We start from the raw sequence: 15,540 nt of genomic DNA, 5'->3' as shown, positions 1-15,540 counted from the left end.
CCTGATTTACTCAAAAATTTCCGGTACGATTCGCCTGGCAACTTCTTCATAGGCTTTTGTAAGGTCACCTTTGTCAAATCTGAATATATCCTTGTCAAGTGAATCCCCCGTAGTTTTGTCCCATAAACGGCAGGTATCACATGATATTTCATCAGCTACAACAATTTCTCCATTGACTCTTCCAAACTCCAGTTTGAAATCCGGGAGTTTCAGTCCCTTCTGATCCAGATATTCCACAAGTATCTCATTTATTTTCAGTGCCATCGACCTTATCTGTTTTAGTTCCTCGGGTGTTGCGAGTTCCATTGCAATGGCAATATCTTCATTGATCATCGGGTCTGCATATTCATCACTCTTGTAATCCATTACAATAACCGGTCTCGTAAAGTGAGTCCCCTCTTTGATCGGATATTTTCTTGTGATAGAGCCTGCTGCTATGTTTCGTGGTATTACTTCTATTTTGATTATTTCCACAGCATCAACAAGCATCTCAGTATCAGATTCCATTTTTTTGAAATGAGTTTTAATTCCCTTCTCTTCCAGCATTTCAAAAATTTTCTTGGATATCTGAGCATTGTAATATCCTTTTTTTGCTACTTCGCTCTTCTTTTTTCCATCAAATGCTGTCAAACTGTCTCTAAATTCTGCAATGAGTTCAGAGGGGTTGTCTGTCTTGTAGATGGTCTTAGCTTTTCCTGAATATAGCACTTCGGTCTTCATTCTTTCACCTGTTCCTGTAAGAGAGCTGTAATTTTACCCATAATAGAACTAAACCTTAATAAAAGTATCACTCAAAATTATTCCTGGTTTTTAAGGTTTATTTCAGATTGTACACAGAGCAGATATCTCGAGAAAAAAAATAAAAGAGCCTGTATTCAGAGTTTAGCTCCATCTGAGATTGCTTTTTGGAACTTATTCAGATATTTTTTCTACCTGCTCAAAAAAAACCGGCCAGAAAGGATCCTGATCAGGTACTTCAAGAGGTATTTCAGATCCATCCATGCGTTGCAGGATACGTGTACCCGGGTCGTCGATCACACTGCCGATAACCGAAGCTGCGATTCCCTTCCTGCTTAGAGCACTGATTATCCTGTCTGAAAAGCTGGAATCTGCAGTGATCAGCAGAGAACCTTCAGCTATCGCTTTGACAGGATCTATATCAAATGCTTCACAGACCATGCGAACCTCATCAGGATATACAAACAGGTTCTCATCGACAGTCATGCCAACACCGCTTGCATCTGCAATCTCTGCAAGACCACCTATGACTCCACCTTCAGTAGCATCATGCATGGCAGTAACACCGCCTGAATCCATAGCAATCAGGGCATCGGCTACCACAGTCATCTGCCTGCTGAGAACCTTTGCCTTCTCTATCAGCTCAGAGGAGTAGTTCTTCTCCAGTTCTTTCTCACCAAGTACTGAGAGTATACCTGCAGTCTCAATTGCAGGACCTTTTGTCAGAATGATGTCATCACCCGGAACAGCTCCTGCCGGAGTTACAAAACCATCCCTGTCGGCTACCGAGAAAACCGTAATCCCTCCAATAGTCGGAGAAGTAAAACCAGGATAATAGCCCGTATGCCCTCCTGCTATCGAAATGCCCAGTTCAAGGGCTGCATCATGGATAGAATCAACAATTACACGCAGATCATCATCAGGGGTTCCAGGTGGGAGCAGCAGAGAGTAGGTCATATACTCAGGTTTTACACCCATAACAGCCACATCACTGGCACCTATATGAACTGTACACCACCCGAATATGTCAAGTGGAAGTTTTGGTATCATAAATATCGGATCTTCTGCAACAATGAGAACCTTATTGTTTCCAATGTCAATTACACCTGCATCTACCCCGCTGCTTGGAGGAACTATAATGGAATCATCCTTCTCACCCAGGCGATTGAGTATGAAAGATGAAAAAGCCTTATTATCTATCTTTCCAACTTTGAAATCATTTTCTGGCATTGTACGCCCTCGCTATTTCACAGACCTGGTCTACAACCTCCAGAGGATCTGATCCTACAAGAACGCTTACGGGCTCTTTTCCTACTGCACCGGTCTCATAGAATATTTTTGGGACCTGTCCATCAACTGTTCGGACTGCTTCCTGGACTTTCCATGGCATTGACATCCCTTCAGCCTGCTTAATTTCCTCAGGCTCCCTGCTCCGGTCAATAGACCCAAAAAGCCACTTTTTCTCACGGCAAAAGTCTTCAAGCCAGCTGGCCAGTTCAGGACCATTGGCAAAATCAATTCCTGCACGATAGGAAGGATCCACTTTCCTGAGTTCTAACATGAGTCGTGCCATGTGACTTGAAGCTGCAAATTTCACATTTCCTGATGCATGGGGCATACCATTAACAACGGTGATCCTCCCATCAACTGCCAGAACATCATCTGTATCCTTTGCAGAAGATCTGGCATAGACAAGATTTGTCCGCACTTCAGGTACCAGAGAAGAAAACTCAGAACACTTTTCAAGCTTTTGCAATGCAATATGCATTTTCCCATACATTTCAATCATTTCATTGTCTACCATTATAACCACATCCTCAATTATTCCGGACCGGAAGTATCCTGCAGGTATTACATATATCTAAAATATGTGTCATATGTCTTCTGCCTGTATAATTTCAGCAAAGTCCAGTATTCACAGATATGAGGTGTCTATTATTTCTGCACAGGGAGTATATCAGATTTATCAATGCAGCAAAATATGCTGCAAATTGATACTTCAAAAGCAAATATTGCTGGGTATTTCTAAACCTTGAATTTATATATTATGCAATTGAATGATGAGCGAGATAGATTATCACAGAAAGTAGCAAATAATGGATCAACAATCCAGGAACTAAATATAATTATAACAGCGGTGAACCCATGGACAGGCTTGAATTGATAAAGAGAAATGTTCAGGAAATAGTGACTGATGAGCAACTTATTGATCTTCTTAAAAATAAAGATAATCCAACAGCATATGTGGGATATGAACCCAGCGGCAAGATCCACATGGGGCATGTACTTACAGTCAATAAGCTGATTGACCTGCAGAATGCAGGATTTGAAATCACAGTACTTCTGGCAGATGTACATGCATTCCTCAATAAAAAAGGTACAATGGAGGAGGTGCGTGAAACTGCCGACTACAATAAAAGATGTTTCATTGCCCTTGGACTTGATCCTGAAAAGACCGAATTTGTATATGGATCGGATTTCCAGCTGGATCCTGAATATATGCTCAATGTTCTCAAGCTCACAAGTACAACTTCACTCAATCGTGCCCGCAGAAGCATGGATGAGGTTGGCAGACAGATGGAAGACCCAAAAGTCTCCCAGATGGTCTATCCCATAATGCAGGCAATTGATATTGCAATGCTCAATGTCGATGTAGCTGTTGGTGGAATTGATCAGAGGAAGATTCATATGCTTGCAAGGGAAGGATTGCCTGGCCATGGGTTCAAGGTTCCGGTCTGTATCCATACTCCCATATTACTGGGCCTGGATGGAACCAAGATGGCATCTTCAAAGAACAACTACATATCAGTTGATGACAGTGAAGAGGATATTCAGAAAAAAATGAAAAAAGCATTCTGCCCTGCCGGTGAAATCAAAGATAATCCTGTACTTGCACTATTCCAGTACCATATATTGCCACGGTACAATAATATTGTGTTCTACAGGCCAGAAAAATATGGTGGAGAACTTGTATGCAAAAATTACCAGGAACTTGAAGAGACTTTCCAGTCAGGAGAACTTCATCCAATGGATCTGAAAAATGGAGCTGCCAGGTATATGAATATGCTACTTGAGCCTGTACGAAATATTCTTGCCTGAAAGACTGATTATCCAGCCTTATACACAAACCTTTTATTTTTATATTCCCTATCTGTAGTATGGCTATTTTTTACAAATAGGGGGAGGCAAATTGATGATATTTACATATCAGGATTCTACAGAGCTGCCGGTTCAGCGTGATTTTATTCAGGATCTGCAGGAGCTTGTTAATGTTTGCAGAACTGCCATACCACTGGAGAAGTCCGCAATCAATATAAAACATGACCGAGACCAGAGCAGATCAGAATCAGATAAAAAGGCTGAAGAACTTGAAAATCTCAAAAATGAAATTGTGGGTTATATAACAGATATATCTGGACATGGAGATTATGAAGAAATATCAAAGGTAAAAAAAGAGATTGTTGATAGCTGTGAATCCATAACATCCCGTGAGATAGAGACACTGCAGGAAGAGATTGAAAAAATTGAAAAGACAGCCCGTAATGATATAGATGCTCTTGAATCAAGGATTCTGTCAATACTAAGCCCTTTTTTTGCAGATTATATATACAATACCCATAAAAGGTACAGGGCTTCAATGAAAGATGGTTTTTTGCAGGGTACGGTCATTGGTAAAAGCAATGGAATGGAATATACTCTGGAAGTAACATTTGCACAGGATGTACTCACCGTTGAGGACCTTTGCGGAGAACTGTCACTTCCAACTCTTAAAAAATCAGGAATAATTCATAAAGAAGATAAACTCAAAATGATGGAAGTCTCCGATTTTACACTATTCTCAGCAAGATACGAGCCTGAGCATATTGATGCCATATTTGAGGACAAGGATGGGGAGCAGAAGTTTAGAGTAACCTCTGATGATGGAAGATACGTTGTGTACTTTGATGACAATGATATCACAGAAGATAGCCGTCTTTCAGGCTCACTGGATATGAATAATATTGAAATTCTGGTCCAGGAACTCAAAATATACCTCCAGGAATATGTGAAGTCCAATAAACTGACTCAGATAATGCTTGATGGCGAGGATGCTCTTGCCAGTAATCGTATTTTTGACTGTCTCAGGATTATTGCCAGACAGTATGGAGAAATTGTCAGAGAGTGCCTGGAAAGAGCATATGTCAAAAATGAAATATCCATCAAGATCCAGCAGGCTGATGATACCAGAACTGAAAAATACATAACAAAAGAAGAACTTTACAACCAGCTCTCAGATATAGGGGAACAGGGACGTGAACTTGCTGAAATACTTCATGTCAGTGACCCAGAGATAAAAACAATTGATTGAGACTGAATAATTATTACCATTAAAAAAAAGTACACTCTTTAGAGTGCACTTTCATCTTTTTCACCTGTCCTAATTCTAATAGCAGTTTCAACAGGATATACGAATATCTTACCATCTCCAATATTGCCGGTAGAAGCACTTTCCTGGATAATGGATATAATCCTGTCCACTGTATCATCAGGCACCACGATCTCTATCTTTATCTTTGGAAGCAGATCAACACTATAGGTTCTACCCCTCCACTGCTGTACAATTCCTTTCTGTTTTCCTCTGCCTTCCACATGGACTGCAGTCATGCTTTCAAAGCCGGCACTCTCAAGTGCTGCTTTAACATCACCAAATTTTGTATTTCTGATAATTGCTTCAATCTTCTTCATACAGATCACCTGTCCCCGCTTTCAAGTATGAATTCGGGGTATGCCCTTACACCATGTTCACCTATGTCAAGACCCTCAATTTCCTCAGTCTCTGAAACTCTCAGTCCTATCAGAGAATCAATGATTCTGAATAATATATAGGATAAACCAAAAGCCCATACTATACTGACCACTACACCTATAAGCTGTATTGCAAACTGACTGAACCCACCATATATCAGGCCAACTCCTTCTGCTGCATATACTGCATCTGCGAGTATTCCATTACCCATTCCAATCGAAAAAATTCCAACAGATAAAAGACCCCAGCTTCCTGCATAACCATGTACTGAAATGGCACCTACCGGATCATCCACCTTAAGGACATTCTCATTGAACATGACACCTGCATACAGAATGATTCCTCCGATTATTCCTATAACAAGTGCTGACCAGTTGGCAACAGATCCACATGGTGCAGTGATAGATACAAGTCCTGCAAGAAGTCCATTTGCAGTTAATGAAGGATCGGGTTTTCCAGTCTTGAACCAGGTGATCAGCAGAACAGTAAGAGCTCCTGCAGCACCGGACAAGAATGTGTTAACTATTACCAGGTTCATGTAAGCATCATTTGCATCCAGTGTACTGCCACCATTAAATCCTACCCAACCAAAGGCAAGTATCAGGGTTCCAAGAAATGCAAATGTAAGATTGTGTCCGGGAATGACCATTGGTTCACCATTTCTGAACTTACCAAGTCTTGCTCCTACCACCATTGCGCCTGCAAGGGCTGCATAACCACCAATTGAGTGTACAACACCCGACCCTGCAAAATCATGCAATCCGGCTCCCACCGCCATTACCAGAGGACTTGCAGATCCTGCAAGAATTGATATTTCTCCATCCCCCCATACCCAGTGTCCGTGGATCGGATATATGAAAGCCACCATAAGGATAGTGAATGCAAGATAGCCTTTCAAAGTGGTCCTTTCAGCCATTGTACCTGAAACAATGGTAGCCCCGGTAGCTGCAAAGACCATCTGGAACCACCAGCTGTTCCACAGTGAATTATCAGCTCCTGATAGAAGAAACTGATCGGTTCCAACAAGGCCGTATGCCGATGCTCCATACATTATCCCCCAACCAACAAGCCAGTAGATAACCACACCAAGTGATATGGTTATAAGGTTCTTCATAAGAATATTGGCAGTATTTTTGGTTCTTGTAAGACCAGCTTCCACAAGCGAAAAGCCTGCATGCATGAAAAAGACAATTGCTCCTGCCAGAATTATCCATACAAATGTAAGAGCAGTTTCAAGGTTTGCAATTGATTCTGTAGTTTCATCTATATCAGCTGCAGATACAGGTACTGTGAGCAATAGGCACACAACCACGACAGCCAACATAACTATTCCTGTTTTCGAAATGTAATTCAATTTTAAATGTTCTATCATCCATATCACCTATACGGTATACGGTAACTTATTACCTATTTAATAATATTTATAATTAACTACTACTATGTTAAAAAATAAAATAGGCAATGAATCGTACTTCTTTAAAAATAAAGGTCAAAAGAAGTTACCAGTCCAGTATTCCCCGCACATATGACACATCTTTTCTAACAAGGAATTTCCTTATCTCATCTATGAACATTATTGTCAGGGCAAAAGGAACAGCAAGCACAATATATTTCAGGTCCACCGGTGCTGTATTGAACACAAGGTTTGCCTGAGGCAGCCAGATAATTGCTGCAAGTATAATCAATTCCAGAACAATTCCGTAAAATATCCAGGAATTTTTGAACAGATCTCTGTTTATTGATGACTGTCTTCTGGTACGTGAAGTCAGTACATTTGCAATCTGGCAGATAATTATGGCAGCAAAATAGGCAGTTATTGCCTGACTGTATAGAATATCCCCGGATGAAAGTGTATCACCCCATGTCCATCCGCCACCATAGAGAACTGCAAAATAGCATGCAAATCCTGCTGCAGCTTCCAGGGGTCCTTTTATGCCGTAGGAAGTTATCAGTAACTGTGAGGTAAGCAGCCGCTCATCTTTTGAACGTGGAGGTTTTTTCATAACATCCTCTTCACCTCTTTCTCTAGCAAGCGCCAGGGCAGGAACTATATCGGTTCCAAGATCTATTGCAAGAATCAGAAGAACAGTCAGTGGAAGAGGAATGCCAAGTAGTATAAATGCAATAAAGGGAAGTATTTCAGGAATGTTACTGGTCAGAATGTACGAAATAAATTTTTTAATATTATCAAACACCGTTCTTCCCTCTTCAACAGCATTTACGATAGTTGCAAAATTATCATCCAGCAGAACCATATCAGCAGCTTCCTGTGCAACATTTGTACCATTGCCCATTGCAACACCCATATCAGCATGCTTGATAGCAGGTGCATCGTTTACCCCATCTCCGGTCATTGTCACAACTTCACCTGATGCCTGAAAAGCCTGTACAATTTTCAGTTTCTGGAGAGGAGATGTTCTTGCAAAAACAATACTTTTTGACTTCAGTCTCTCTGCCAGTTCCTCAGTTGAAAGTTGCTTCAGTTCTTCACCTGTTATGAACTCAATATCTTCACCTGAATCATTAAGGCCCACACTTTTAGCAATTGCCCCTGCTGTGACAGGATGATCACCTGTGATCATAACCACTTTAATACCTGCTTCATGGCACTTTGCAATGGATTCTTTTACTTCCACTCTTGGAGGGTCCTGTAATCCGGCCAGTCCAAGGAAAATAAAATCATCAACATATTCATCTGTACCCTCAACTGGCCTGTAGGCAAGGCCTATGACACGTTCCCCTTTTTCTGCCATTTCAAGTTCTTTTTTAAGGATTTCTTTTCGATCTGTATCCTCCAGTGTATCAAGTCCATCTTCTGTATGTACCTGTGAGCACATATCCAGAATTACCTCAGGCGCACCTTTAACATATGCTTCCTTATTGCCATCAGGAGTGGAGCATATCGCCTGCATCCTTTTTGTAAGGGAATCAAATGGGTACTCTTGCAGCCGGGGATAGTGTTCATGAAGGTCTACAAGGTCTGTATGATCGTCTGCAAATACAAGAAGCGCACCATCGGTTGGATCTCCTGAATACCCGGGATCTGAATCTATTAGATCTGCATTATTGCACAATCCAGATATCCTGATAAATATATCGCCAGCCTCTCCTTCATCTGTTATCTGCTCTGCATCCATCAGCTTCCGGTTAAGGTAAAGTGAATAAACCTTCATTTTATTCTGTGTAAGAGTCCCGGTCTTGTCTGTGCAGATCACAGTTGTGGAACCCAGGGTTTCAACAGATTCCAGATGTTTTATCAGAGCGTTTCTCTTTGCCATTCTTTTGGATGCAAGTGTCAGGGACAGAGTGACTGTTGGCAAAAGACCTTCAGGGACATTTGCCACGATAATACCGATCGCAAATATCAGGCTTGCAAGAAATATTTCCTGAATCATATAGCCTGCAATAAAAAAAATGATGCCAAGGCTTATGGCAATAATAGAAATTATCTCAATAAACTTTTTGATCTCTTTTTTAATTGGTGTATCTACAGTAGATGTTTCTCCGGTAAGGGTCGCAAGTGAACCGATCTGGGTGTTATTGCCCGTACCTATAACTACAGCCTTTCCATTTCCTGTCCTTACAAGCGTTCCTGAGAACACCATGTTCCGGCATTCCAGTATATTCTGATGTGTGCATTTAAGGGACCTCAGCTGCGGTTCAGATTCCCCGGTCAGGGAAGAATTATCAACCTTCAGGCTGTTCACTTCAACCAATCTTGCATCTGCAGGTACAAGGTCCCCTTCCTCAATAACAATAATGTCACCTACCACAAGGTCGGAGGCCAGTTCATCTTTGACATTTCCATCCCTTATAACACGGGTATGGGGCGGAAGAAGCTGCTGGAAATTTTCCATAATCTTCTCTGCCTTATATTCCTGAAAAAAAGTAAAAATGGCATTGATGATAACAACCCCAAACAGAGCACCGGCAATATAGATATTGCCCTGTCCCGGGTTCAGCCATTCAGCAATGAAAGATAGAGCTGAACCTATAAGCAGCAGTACAGAGAATAGATTCTTAAAGTGTTTCAGGAACCGGATGATCTGATTTTCCTTTCGACCCTTTTCCAGAATATTTGGCCCGAATTCATCCATTCTTCTGTCAGCTTCAGCCTGTGTAAGTCCTGATTCTGAAGTATCCAGCCTCTCCAGCAGATCTTCAATTGAAACGGTATGCTCATCTCCAGAAAGACTTTCATCTATGGAGGATAAATTTTCACCGGCTTTTATACCCTGCACCCCATATCATATATGGGATCTAAAAACATAAAGCTTATGTGTGGATACTCCACCATTACAAATACAGCACACTCAAATTGAATGAGTGATTTAAAAAGTAATTATTTTATTGCAAAATCAATCATGCTTTTTAATTATCTCATCAAAAGCGTCCACCACTGAGGATAGTTTTTCACGACCTACACCGTATGTACTCAGCTTGAAATTTTTTGTAAGTCCTGGTTTGATTCCATGGATTTTGCGTGCCTTGAGTTCTTTATACAAGAAATAACGGCCACCCTTTGCATTCTGCGATATTTCATATAATATAGGTGCCTCAAAAAACATCAGATCATGATTGTGTGGGATTTCACCCATCTGTCTTATTCCCATATTTCCAAGCTGTTCTGAAAACCATCGGGCATTTTCAACTTCCCTATTCCATTCACGGATCCTTTTTACCACAGCAGGGAAAGATGCAAGCATGGTCATTATAGAAACTCCCCTTGCAGTGCATCCAAGCATTTCAATTTCCTTTTTTTTATGTGTAGGGGATTTTCTAAACACAATATCCGCATATTCTTCACTGGCGCCAAGAATGCCAATCGGACCTGCTGAAGCCATTGATTTATGGCCGCTTCCAACTATAAAGTCTGCTCCAATTTTACCTGCATCAACAGGCATCCTTCCAACTGAATACGCTCCGTTGAGAATAAGGGGAACATCATATTCATGGCATACTGAAGCTATTTTAGAAGCATCCGGAATGTTTCCATAATTTCCGTCTGGATATGTCAACAGTGCCAGTACAGGAGGTTTTCCGGTCTTTTGGATTATCTTCTCTATACAATGTCCATAATCTTCAGGATCAATGGTGTATTCAGGACTTGCGGAGCTTGGAACCTTTTCTATTAAAAGACCTGCACGCTGTGCTGCAAGATGAGAGGAGTAGTGTGCCAGCCCATCAAGCAATACTGTATCTCCTTTATTCCTGAAGGAATTCATGATAGCAAACTTGGCTTCCCTGGCACCTGTGGTTACCCTTACCTCATCAATGCCCAGAAAAGAAGGGAGTGCTTTGTGCACAAACTCATTTATTGGAGGTTTTTTTATAATGTCAACAGTACCGGGACAGAAATCACATACAGAATATCCATCACCCCATTCCACCAGTGCTCTGCGGGCTGCCTCAGTCAGCATACCACCGGTCTGCAATGGATCAATGTTGATCGAACCACTGGTCTCACGTCGTATATATCCAAACTTCTGCAATGAGTTTTCATCCAGTTCCATATGATTACCTCATCAATATGAGATTACAGCAGTATGTAATAAGAATATGTGTAGAGGAAATACTTGAAAAAGCTATTAAATATAGTGAATTTTCATTATTTTCAATTATTTCCACACATTTGTACACCAGGTTCAGGATTCAAGAGCATGAGTGAATGATTCTATGAACTCATCACACTGGGAGATCAGAATTGCTAGTGCATCTCTGACAACATCCACAGGATCTGTGTTTTCAGTCTTTACAAAAAGTATTGGATCACTGATACTTACATGTTTCATATCATAGGATGCAATATTTACCCTTTCATCTTCCAGAAGTATGAATTTCAGCATGTTGAGAAATGTGTGATCCTCACCCTTTATTTCAATGCTCAGTTCATCATCTGTTTTATCTATAATCTTTAGTTCCATAAGTGCTACCTCTTAAAGTCGGCTTTTGCCGGTCTCAGACTACCCCTGTACCATAATCCTTAGAAAGCTTTCTATGCTCAATCCTTCCACATGATGGACATTTGAGATTTTTGTCTTCCATCCTGAGTATCCCATGACATTTTGAACACCTGGACGTCATGACACCCAGTGAATCATCAGAAGTTGTAAGACGCATTTTTTCTGTATCTATTACCTTTGCCTTCACAACATCTCCCAGGGAAAATTCTCTAGACAGGTCCTTTACATAGGAATCCTTGACATCTGATATATGTATCACAAAATTATCATCGCTCATAAATTCCCGTTCACTGGACCCCTTTATTGATGAGATGGAAACTATAGCAACCGAGTCGCGAACATTTACAATCTCACCAATAACAATATCACCTTTATTGATTACAGGAGGAACACTGGTAATAGGTACTACAGAGATCTTCCGGTCCTTCTTGTTGACATGCACCTTTCCGGTCCTGTTTGCATAAATATCCCCGGCTAGAGAGTAGGTCCCCTCACCTGAGGCAAACTCTTCAGTAATACCAATATGGTCTCCCGGAAGCACAGTTCTGGACCCTTCATCATCTTCGTGTGATATATCTGGCTTCTTTTTATCCGTATCTTTTTTACTTTTTTCAGGAGTATCCTGATCTATTGTACGCAAATTTGTTTTCCGGTCTTTGGTCTCCGACGATTGTAGACGTCTTCTTGAGGCTTTCTTCTTACTTCTTATCCTAATGCCTATCCCTCTTGAAATTTAAAGTATTTTTAAGACCTTTATCAGCTTTATAATTCATTTATAATTCTATAAATTTCCACTTCAATTCGTTCTACATCTCTTTTATGGAATTTAAATGTTCGTTTTATGGGGAAAAAAGCAGTATATTGATCAGAAATTATCGCAGGTGCAATGTATTTACTGATAAAATCATAGCTTCCCCGATTATGAATTGAATAAATGATCTCACCAGTTGAAAGTGCTTTTTTTATAAATGGCCTGTCACTACCCTTTTTCTGTGCACCAAATGGAGGATTCATCACAATAGTCTGTGCATGGCCTGAAACCTCTTCTATATCAGAATATATGAAGTCTATATCCACATCCATTTTTTTAGCATTTGCTCTTGCAATATTGAGAGCCCTCTCATCTGAATCAAAACCAGTAACCTCTGCTGCTCCAAGCAATTTACAACCAATTGATAGTATCCCTGTTCCACAGCCCAGATCATATATCTTCTTATCTTCAATATCTCCTTTCATATATGCAAAATGAAGCATATCCGAGGCAACGGTTGCAGGTGTTGAATATTGTTCAAGGATTACATCAGGTTCCTGGAAACTTTCAACCTCTTCAAGCAGCATTTCAAGTTTGCGTCTTTTCATTTAAAAATCATTCACCCCTTATTTCATCCAGAACAAGTTCATCCCAGCTGCGCTCTCCAAGAACGATTTCAAATTCCACAGGCGTTAACATTGGAGCCGGGTAGAGACCCACATCATCAATTGCAATTCTTGGGCATGCAGTATTGATAAAAGCATCCACTTTAAAATTTAAGAGCTGCTCAGGTGTGACCAAGTCCATTGAGAGAATATGCGCCTGCCTGTCATGTTGATGTGCCAGTTCCTTGAGCCTCTTTGCAGTATCCATCCTTATCTGGCCATTCTTGTCAGATACAACTATTCCAAAAAGAGATGCATCCATGCATTTTGCAATAACAGCACTCCTCTGTCGGATTATTTTTTCGGTGTTAATTTCACGTACTTCATTGAGAATAGGATCTGCGACCAGTACACGCTTTCCTGTTGAAAGGGAAACACCTGCCGGATGAAAGTTTCCACTTCCTATATAGAGATATTCATCACATATCTGGTCCCGGGCAGCTGAAAAATTGCATCCCAGTACCTGGCCCGGATATGTAATCCTGGAATCACCAGTACCTGTGACCGCTTCCATCCCGTTAGTTTCCAGTATCTCAGACACCCCGGGCAGGTGGTGAACATGCTGTACAGTGGTAACTAGGCCAATTTTTTTGCCGGTTAGTTTTTTCAATGCATTTTCAATAACCTGCTCAATATCAGCATTGCTTCGACACTCAATAAAATGTACATTTTCATATTTTCCAGGTTCCAGTACTGAATGTCCAAAGTGGAACATAACATCTACCCTGGATAACAGATTCCGGTCTATATCACATGCTCCAAAGCAGGGATCTGCAGAAATCAGGGTCCTGCAGTCGGTATTTTCCTCAATAAATGATGCAATTTTTATACCTCTGCGTTTGAAACCCTCGGGAAACTGGAGGCCAACAATCTCAGCCCCTGTTTTATCAATAATATCAATAACATGGCCAAACTGGAAATCAAATTCTTCATTCATTGTCCGAGTATACCTCCTCAACAACCACCCTGTCATCATCAACTTCAACACGAACAAGGGTCTTCACATCAATACCTGCATCCCGGAGATCATTTGAACCTGTGCCACGCTCAATAACAGCCACCACATCAGATATCTTAATGCCTGCATCCTCAAGAGCTTTTACAAGTACAAGGAGTGTACCGCCTGTACTGATCACATCATCAACAATGAGTACCCTGTCCCCTTCTGATATGCCGTTTACATACAGTTTTCCCTTTGAATATCCAGTGCTCTGAGAAAGTTCAATTTCTCCGGCAAGATCGTATTTTCTCTTTCGGACTATCGAGAGTGGAATACCTGTTTTTAAAGAAAGGCATGTTGCAACTGGAATACCCATGGCTTCCACTGTGACTATGCGATCCACATCCATGTCCGCATAGCAAAGAATACACTCCGAAATCTCCTCCAGAAGAGATGGTTCAAGCAGAGGTACCCCATCAGAAACAGGATGTATAAAATAAGAGTAATCCCCGCGTTTTACAACAGGAGCATTCACAAGACTATCATATAGCTGCTCAAGCATCGAGTATTCTGTACACAATATTATTTATATAAGTAGCGCTTGCCCGGATGAACTGAGAGCATAATCCCATATGTGATATTGAATGACATTTCAACTCTTGGACAGATCTTCAAATATTGACAATACAGCATGTGCTAGATTTTCACTCTTTTTTCCGGAACTCATCAATGTATCCTCACGATACACTGAATATCTATCAGTTTCAAAATTCCGGCCACTGATTTCATCCCTGATATCCACCACAAATGCATCCATGATATTCCTGTATACATCAGCAACTCCTGTTGATGATACCTCAATTCCCCTGGCAGCCATAAGTTTCTCTGCAGGACCACTTACAGGCTTGCCTGCTATGATCGGACTTATTGCCACAACTATTTTTTCCTTGAGTATATCAACCATGCCCGGTATTGATAAAATGGGACCTATGCTGGTAACCGGATTGCTTGGACCTATCAGAATCTGATCATCCGTTTTCAGTGCTTTCTGCACAGCAGGTGAGATTTTTGCTTTATCAATACCTTCAATTCTTACATCAAGTATATCTGGAAGACCCTTTTCACGTATCCAGAATTCCTGAAAATGCATTTCACCTTCAGGTGTACATATTATAGTAGATATAGGGTCATCAGACATTGGCAATACCCGAATATCTATTTCAAATAAATCTGCAAGCTTTTCAATTGAGCTGGTGAGAGTATGGCCGTTTCTTAACATTTGCGTACGCATAATATGAGTTGCACGATCATTATCACCAATCATCATACCTTCATCAAATCCCATAGCTTCCAGGGCTCTGTGGGTTGTGAATGTATCATCCTTTATTCCCCACCATTTATCAGTATCGAGTTTTCCTGAGAGAAGATACAGAACAGTATCAATGTCAGGTGTTACCAGATTTCCACCAGCCCAGCTATCTTCAGCAGTATTTACAACAACTGTAAGATCATCATGATCATGGACACAGGCTACTCCCTGTAACAGTTTAGGAGTTCCTGTACCTCCGGATAATATTATCATCTATTATGTCACCTAGTATCAATCAAATCTCGCATAAAGTTAAAAAGTTTAACGACCACAGTATAATGAGAGGTGAAAAGGCGCAATTTTTGCCTACAGCAAAAACCATCTTTTT

15 protein-coding genes are annotated in these 15,540 nt (G+C 40.8%); 2 read left to right on the top strand and 13 right to left on the bottom strand.

Translation table 11 applies throughout. From position 1 onward, the window contains the following. Positions 1-6: 6 nt before the first annotated feature. From purC to MZHIL_RS09310, 3 genes are all read right to left on the bottom strand, one after another. The gene (gene purC / locus MZHIL_RS09320; protein WP_013899125.1) at positions 7-720 is read right to left on the bottom strand and encodes a phosphoribosylaminoimidazolesuccinocarboxamide synthase; all 714 of its coding nucleotides are present in this window, start codon (positions 718-720) and stop codon (positions 7-9) included. 192 nt (positions 721-912) lie between these two features. Continuing rightward, a complete protein-coding gene (locus tag MZHIL_RS09315) occupies positions 913-1,968 on the bottom strand; it encodes an AIR synthase family protein (RefSeq protein ID WP_013899124.1) in 1,056 nt (351 codons plus the stop codon). Continuing rightward, positions 1,955-2,542, bottom strand: coding sequence for a thiamine-phosphate synthase family protein (locus tag MZHIL_RS09310; protein ID WP_013899123.1), 588 nt, complete (start codon positions 2,540-2,542; stop codon positions 1,955-1,957). Before MZHIL_RS09310 ends, MZHIL_RS09315 begins: the two co-directional genes overlap by 14 nt. A 341-nt stretch (positions 2,543-2,883) precedes the next feature. On the opposite strand from MZHIL_RS09310, the gene MZHIL_RS09305 reads away from it, so the two are divergent. Further along, positions 2,884-3,837 (top strand): tyrosine--tRNA ligase, encoded by a 954-nt coding sequence (locus tag MZHIL_RS09305; RefSeq protein ID WP_013899122.1) that lies wholly within the window; start codon positions 2,884-2,886, stop codon positions 3,835-3,837. Positions 3,838-3,931: 94 nt separating this feature from the next. Continuing rightward, positions 3,932-5,086 carry a hypothetical protein gene (locus tag MZHIL_RS09300; protein ID WP_013899121.1) on the top strand — a complete coding sequence of 385 codons (1,155 nt, stop codon included), beginning with the start codon at positions 3,932-3,934 and terminating at the stop codon, positions 5,084-5,086. Between the two features lie 38 nt (positions 5,087-5,124). Here MZHIL_RS09300 and MZHIL_RS09295 read toward each other — a convergent pair whose 3' ends face one another. From MZHIL_RS09295 to cofD, 10 genes are all read right to left on the bottom strand, one after another. Continuing rightward, entirely contained in the window at positions 5,125-5,463 is a 339-nt protein-coding gene (locus MZHIL_RS09295) for a P-II family nitrogen regulator (protein ID WP_013899120.1), read from the bottom strand. 5 nt (positions 5,464-5,468) lie between these two features. Further along, positions 5,469-6,848: an ammonium transporter gene (locus MZHIL_RS09290; protein ID WP_245527542.1), complete on the bottom strand. Its 1,380-nt coding sequence runs from the start codon at positions 6,846-6,848 to the stop codon at positions 5,469-5,471. Positions 6,849-7,023: 175 nt separating this feature from the next. Then, entirely contained in the window at positions 7,024-9,765 is a 2,742-nt protein-coding gene (locus MZHIL_RS09285) for a cation-translocating P-type ATPase (RefSeq protein ID WP_013899118.1), read from the bottom strand. 117 nt (positions 9,766-9,882) lie between these two features. Continuing rightward, the gene (gene pscS / locus MZHIL_RS09280; protein ID WP_013899117.1) at positions 9,883-11,037 is read right to left on the bottom strand and encodes an O-phospho-L-seryl-tRNA:Cys-tRNA synthase; all 1,155 of its coding nucleotides are present in this window, start codon (positions 11,035-11,037) and stop codon (positions 9,883-9,885) included. Positions 11,038-11,169: 132 nt separating this feature from the next. Continuing rightward, on the bottom strand, positions 11,170-11,448 hold the full coding sequence (locus MZHIL_RS09275) for a DNA-directed RNA polymerase subunit L (RefSeq protein ID WP_013899116.1): 279 nt from the start codon (positions 11,446-11,448) through the stop codon (positions 11,170-11,172). A 34-nt stretch (positions 11,449-11,482) separates the two neighbouring features. Continuing rightward, positions 11,483-12,127: an exosome complex RNA-binding protein Csl4 gene (locus tag MZHIL_RS09270; RefSeq protein ID WP_013899115.1), complete on the bottom strand. Its 645-nt coding sequence runs from the start codon at positions 12,125-12,127 to the stop codon at positions 11,483-11,485. Between the two features lie 122 nt (positions 12,128-12,249). Next, positions 12,250-12,846 (bottom strand): METTL5 family protein, encoded by a 597-nt coding sequence (locus tag MZHIL_RS09265; RefSeq protein WP_013899114.1) that lies wholly within the window; start codon positions 12,844-12,846, stop codon positions 12,250-12,252. A gap of 7 nt (positions 12,847-12,853) precedes the next feature. Then, positions 12,854-13,840: a diphthamide biosynthesis enzyme Dph2 gene (gene dph2 / locus MZHIL_RS09260; RefSeq protein WP_013899113.1), complete on the bottom strand. Its 987-nt coding sequence runs from the start codon at positions 13,838-13,840 to the stop codon at positions 12,854-12,856. Then, a complete protein-coding gene (gene hpt / locus MZHIL_RS09255) occupies positions 13,833-14,405 on the bottom strand; it encodes a hypoxanthine/guanine phosphoribosyltransferase (protein ID WP_013899112.1) in 573 nt (190 codons plus the stop codon). The genes dph2 and hpt overlap by 8 nt, the downstream gene beginning before the upstream one ends. 90 nt (positions 14,406-14,495) lie before the next feature. After that, entirely contained in the window at positions 14,496-15,425 is a 930-nt protein-coding gene (gene cofD, locus MZHIL_RS09250) for a 2-phospho-L-lactate transferase (protein ID WP_013899111.1), read from the bottom strand. Positions 15,426-15,540: the final 115 nt, after the last annotated feature.

It is taken from the genome of Methanosalsum zhilinae DSM 4017 (assembly GCF_000217995.1).
Taxonomy (GTDB): Archaea; Halobacteriota; Methanosarcinia; order Methanosarcinales; family Methanosarcinaceae; genus Methanosalsum; species Methanosalsum zhilinae.
The sequence above is the reverse complement of the archived record's forward strand: the minus strand, read 5'-3'. Positions and strand labels throughout refer to the sequence as shown.

Bases quoted from the DNA above. Each gene is read 5' to 3' on its own strand.
- purC (WP_013899125.1), bottom strand. From the start codon at position 720: ATGAAGACCGAAGTGCTATATTCAGGAAAAGCTAAGACCATCTACAAG.
- MZHIL_RS09315 (WP_013899124.1), bottom strand. From the start codon at position 1,968: ATGCCAGAAAATGATTTCAAAGTTGGAAAGATAGATAATAAGGCTTTT.
- MZHIL_RS09310 (WP_013899123.1), bottom strand. From the start codon at position 2,542: ATGGTAGACAATGAAATGATTGAAATGTATGGGAAAATGCATATTGCA.
- MZHIL_RS09305 (WP_013899122.1), top strand. From the start codon at position 2,884: ATGGACAGGCTTGAATTGATAAAGAGAAATGTTCAGGAAATAGTGACT.
- MZHIL_RS09300 (WP_013899121.1), top strand. From the start codon at position 3,932: ATGATATTTACATATCAGGATTCTACAGAGCTGCCGGTTCAGCGTGAT.
- MZHIL_RS09295 (WP_013899120.1), bottom strand. From the start codon at position 5,463: ATGAAGAAGATTGAAGCAATTATCAGAAATACAAAATTTGGTGATGTT.
- MZHIL_RS09290 (WP_245527542.1), bottom strand. From the start codon at position 6,848: ATGTTGGCTGTCGTGGTTGTGTGCCTATTGCTCACAGTACCTGTATCT.
- pscS (WP_013899117.1), bottom strand. From the start codon at position 11,037: ATGGAACTGGATGAAAACTCATTGCAGAAGTTTGGATATATACGACGT.
- MZHIL_RS09275 (WP_013899116.1), bottom strand. From the start codon at position 11,448: ATGGAACTAAAGATTATAGATAAAACAGATGATGAACTGAGCATTGAA.
- MZHIL_RS09265 (WP_013899114.1), bottom strand. From the start codon at position 12,846: ATGAAAAGACGCAAACTTGAAATGCTGCTTGAAGAGGTTGAAAGTTTC.
- dph2 (WP_013899113.1), bottom strand. From the start codon at position 13,840: ATGAATGAAGAATTTGATTTCCAGTTTGGCCATGTTATTGATATTATT.
- hpt (WP_013899112.1), bottom strand. From the start codon at position 14,405: ATGCTTGAGCAGCTATATGATAGTCTTGTGAATGCTCCTGTTGTAAAA.
- cofD (WP_013899111.1), bottom strand. From the start codon at position 15,425: ATGATAATATTATCCGGAGGTACAGGAACTCCTAAACTGTTACAGGGA.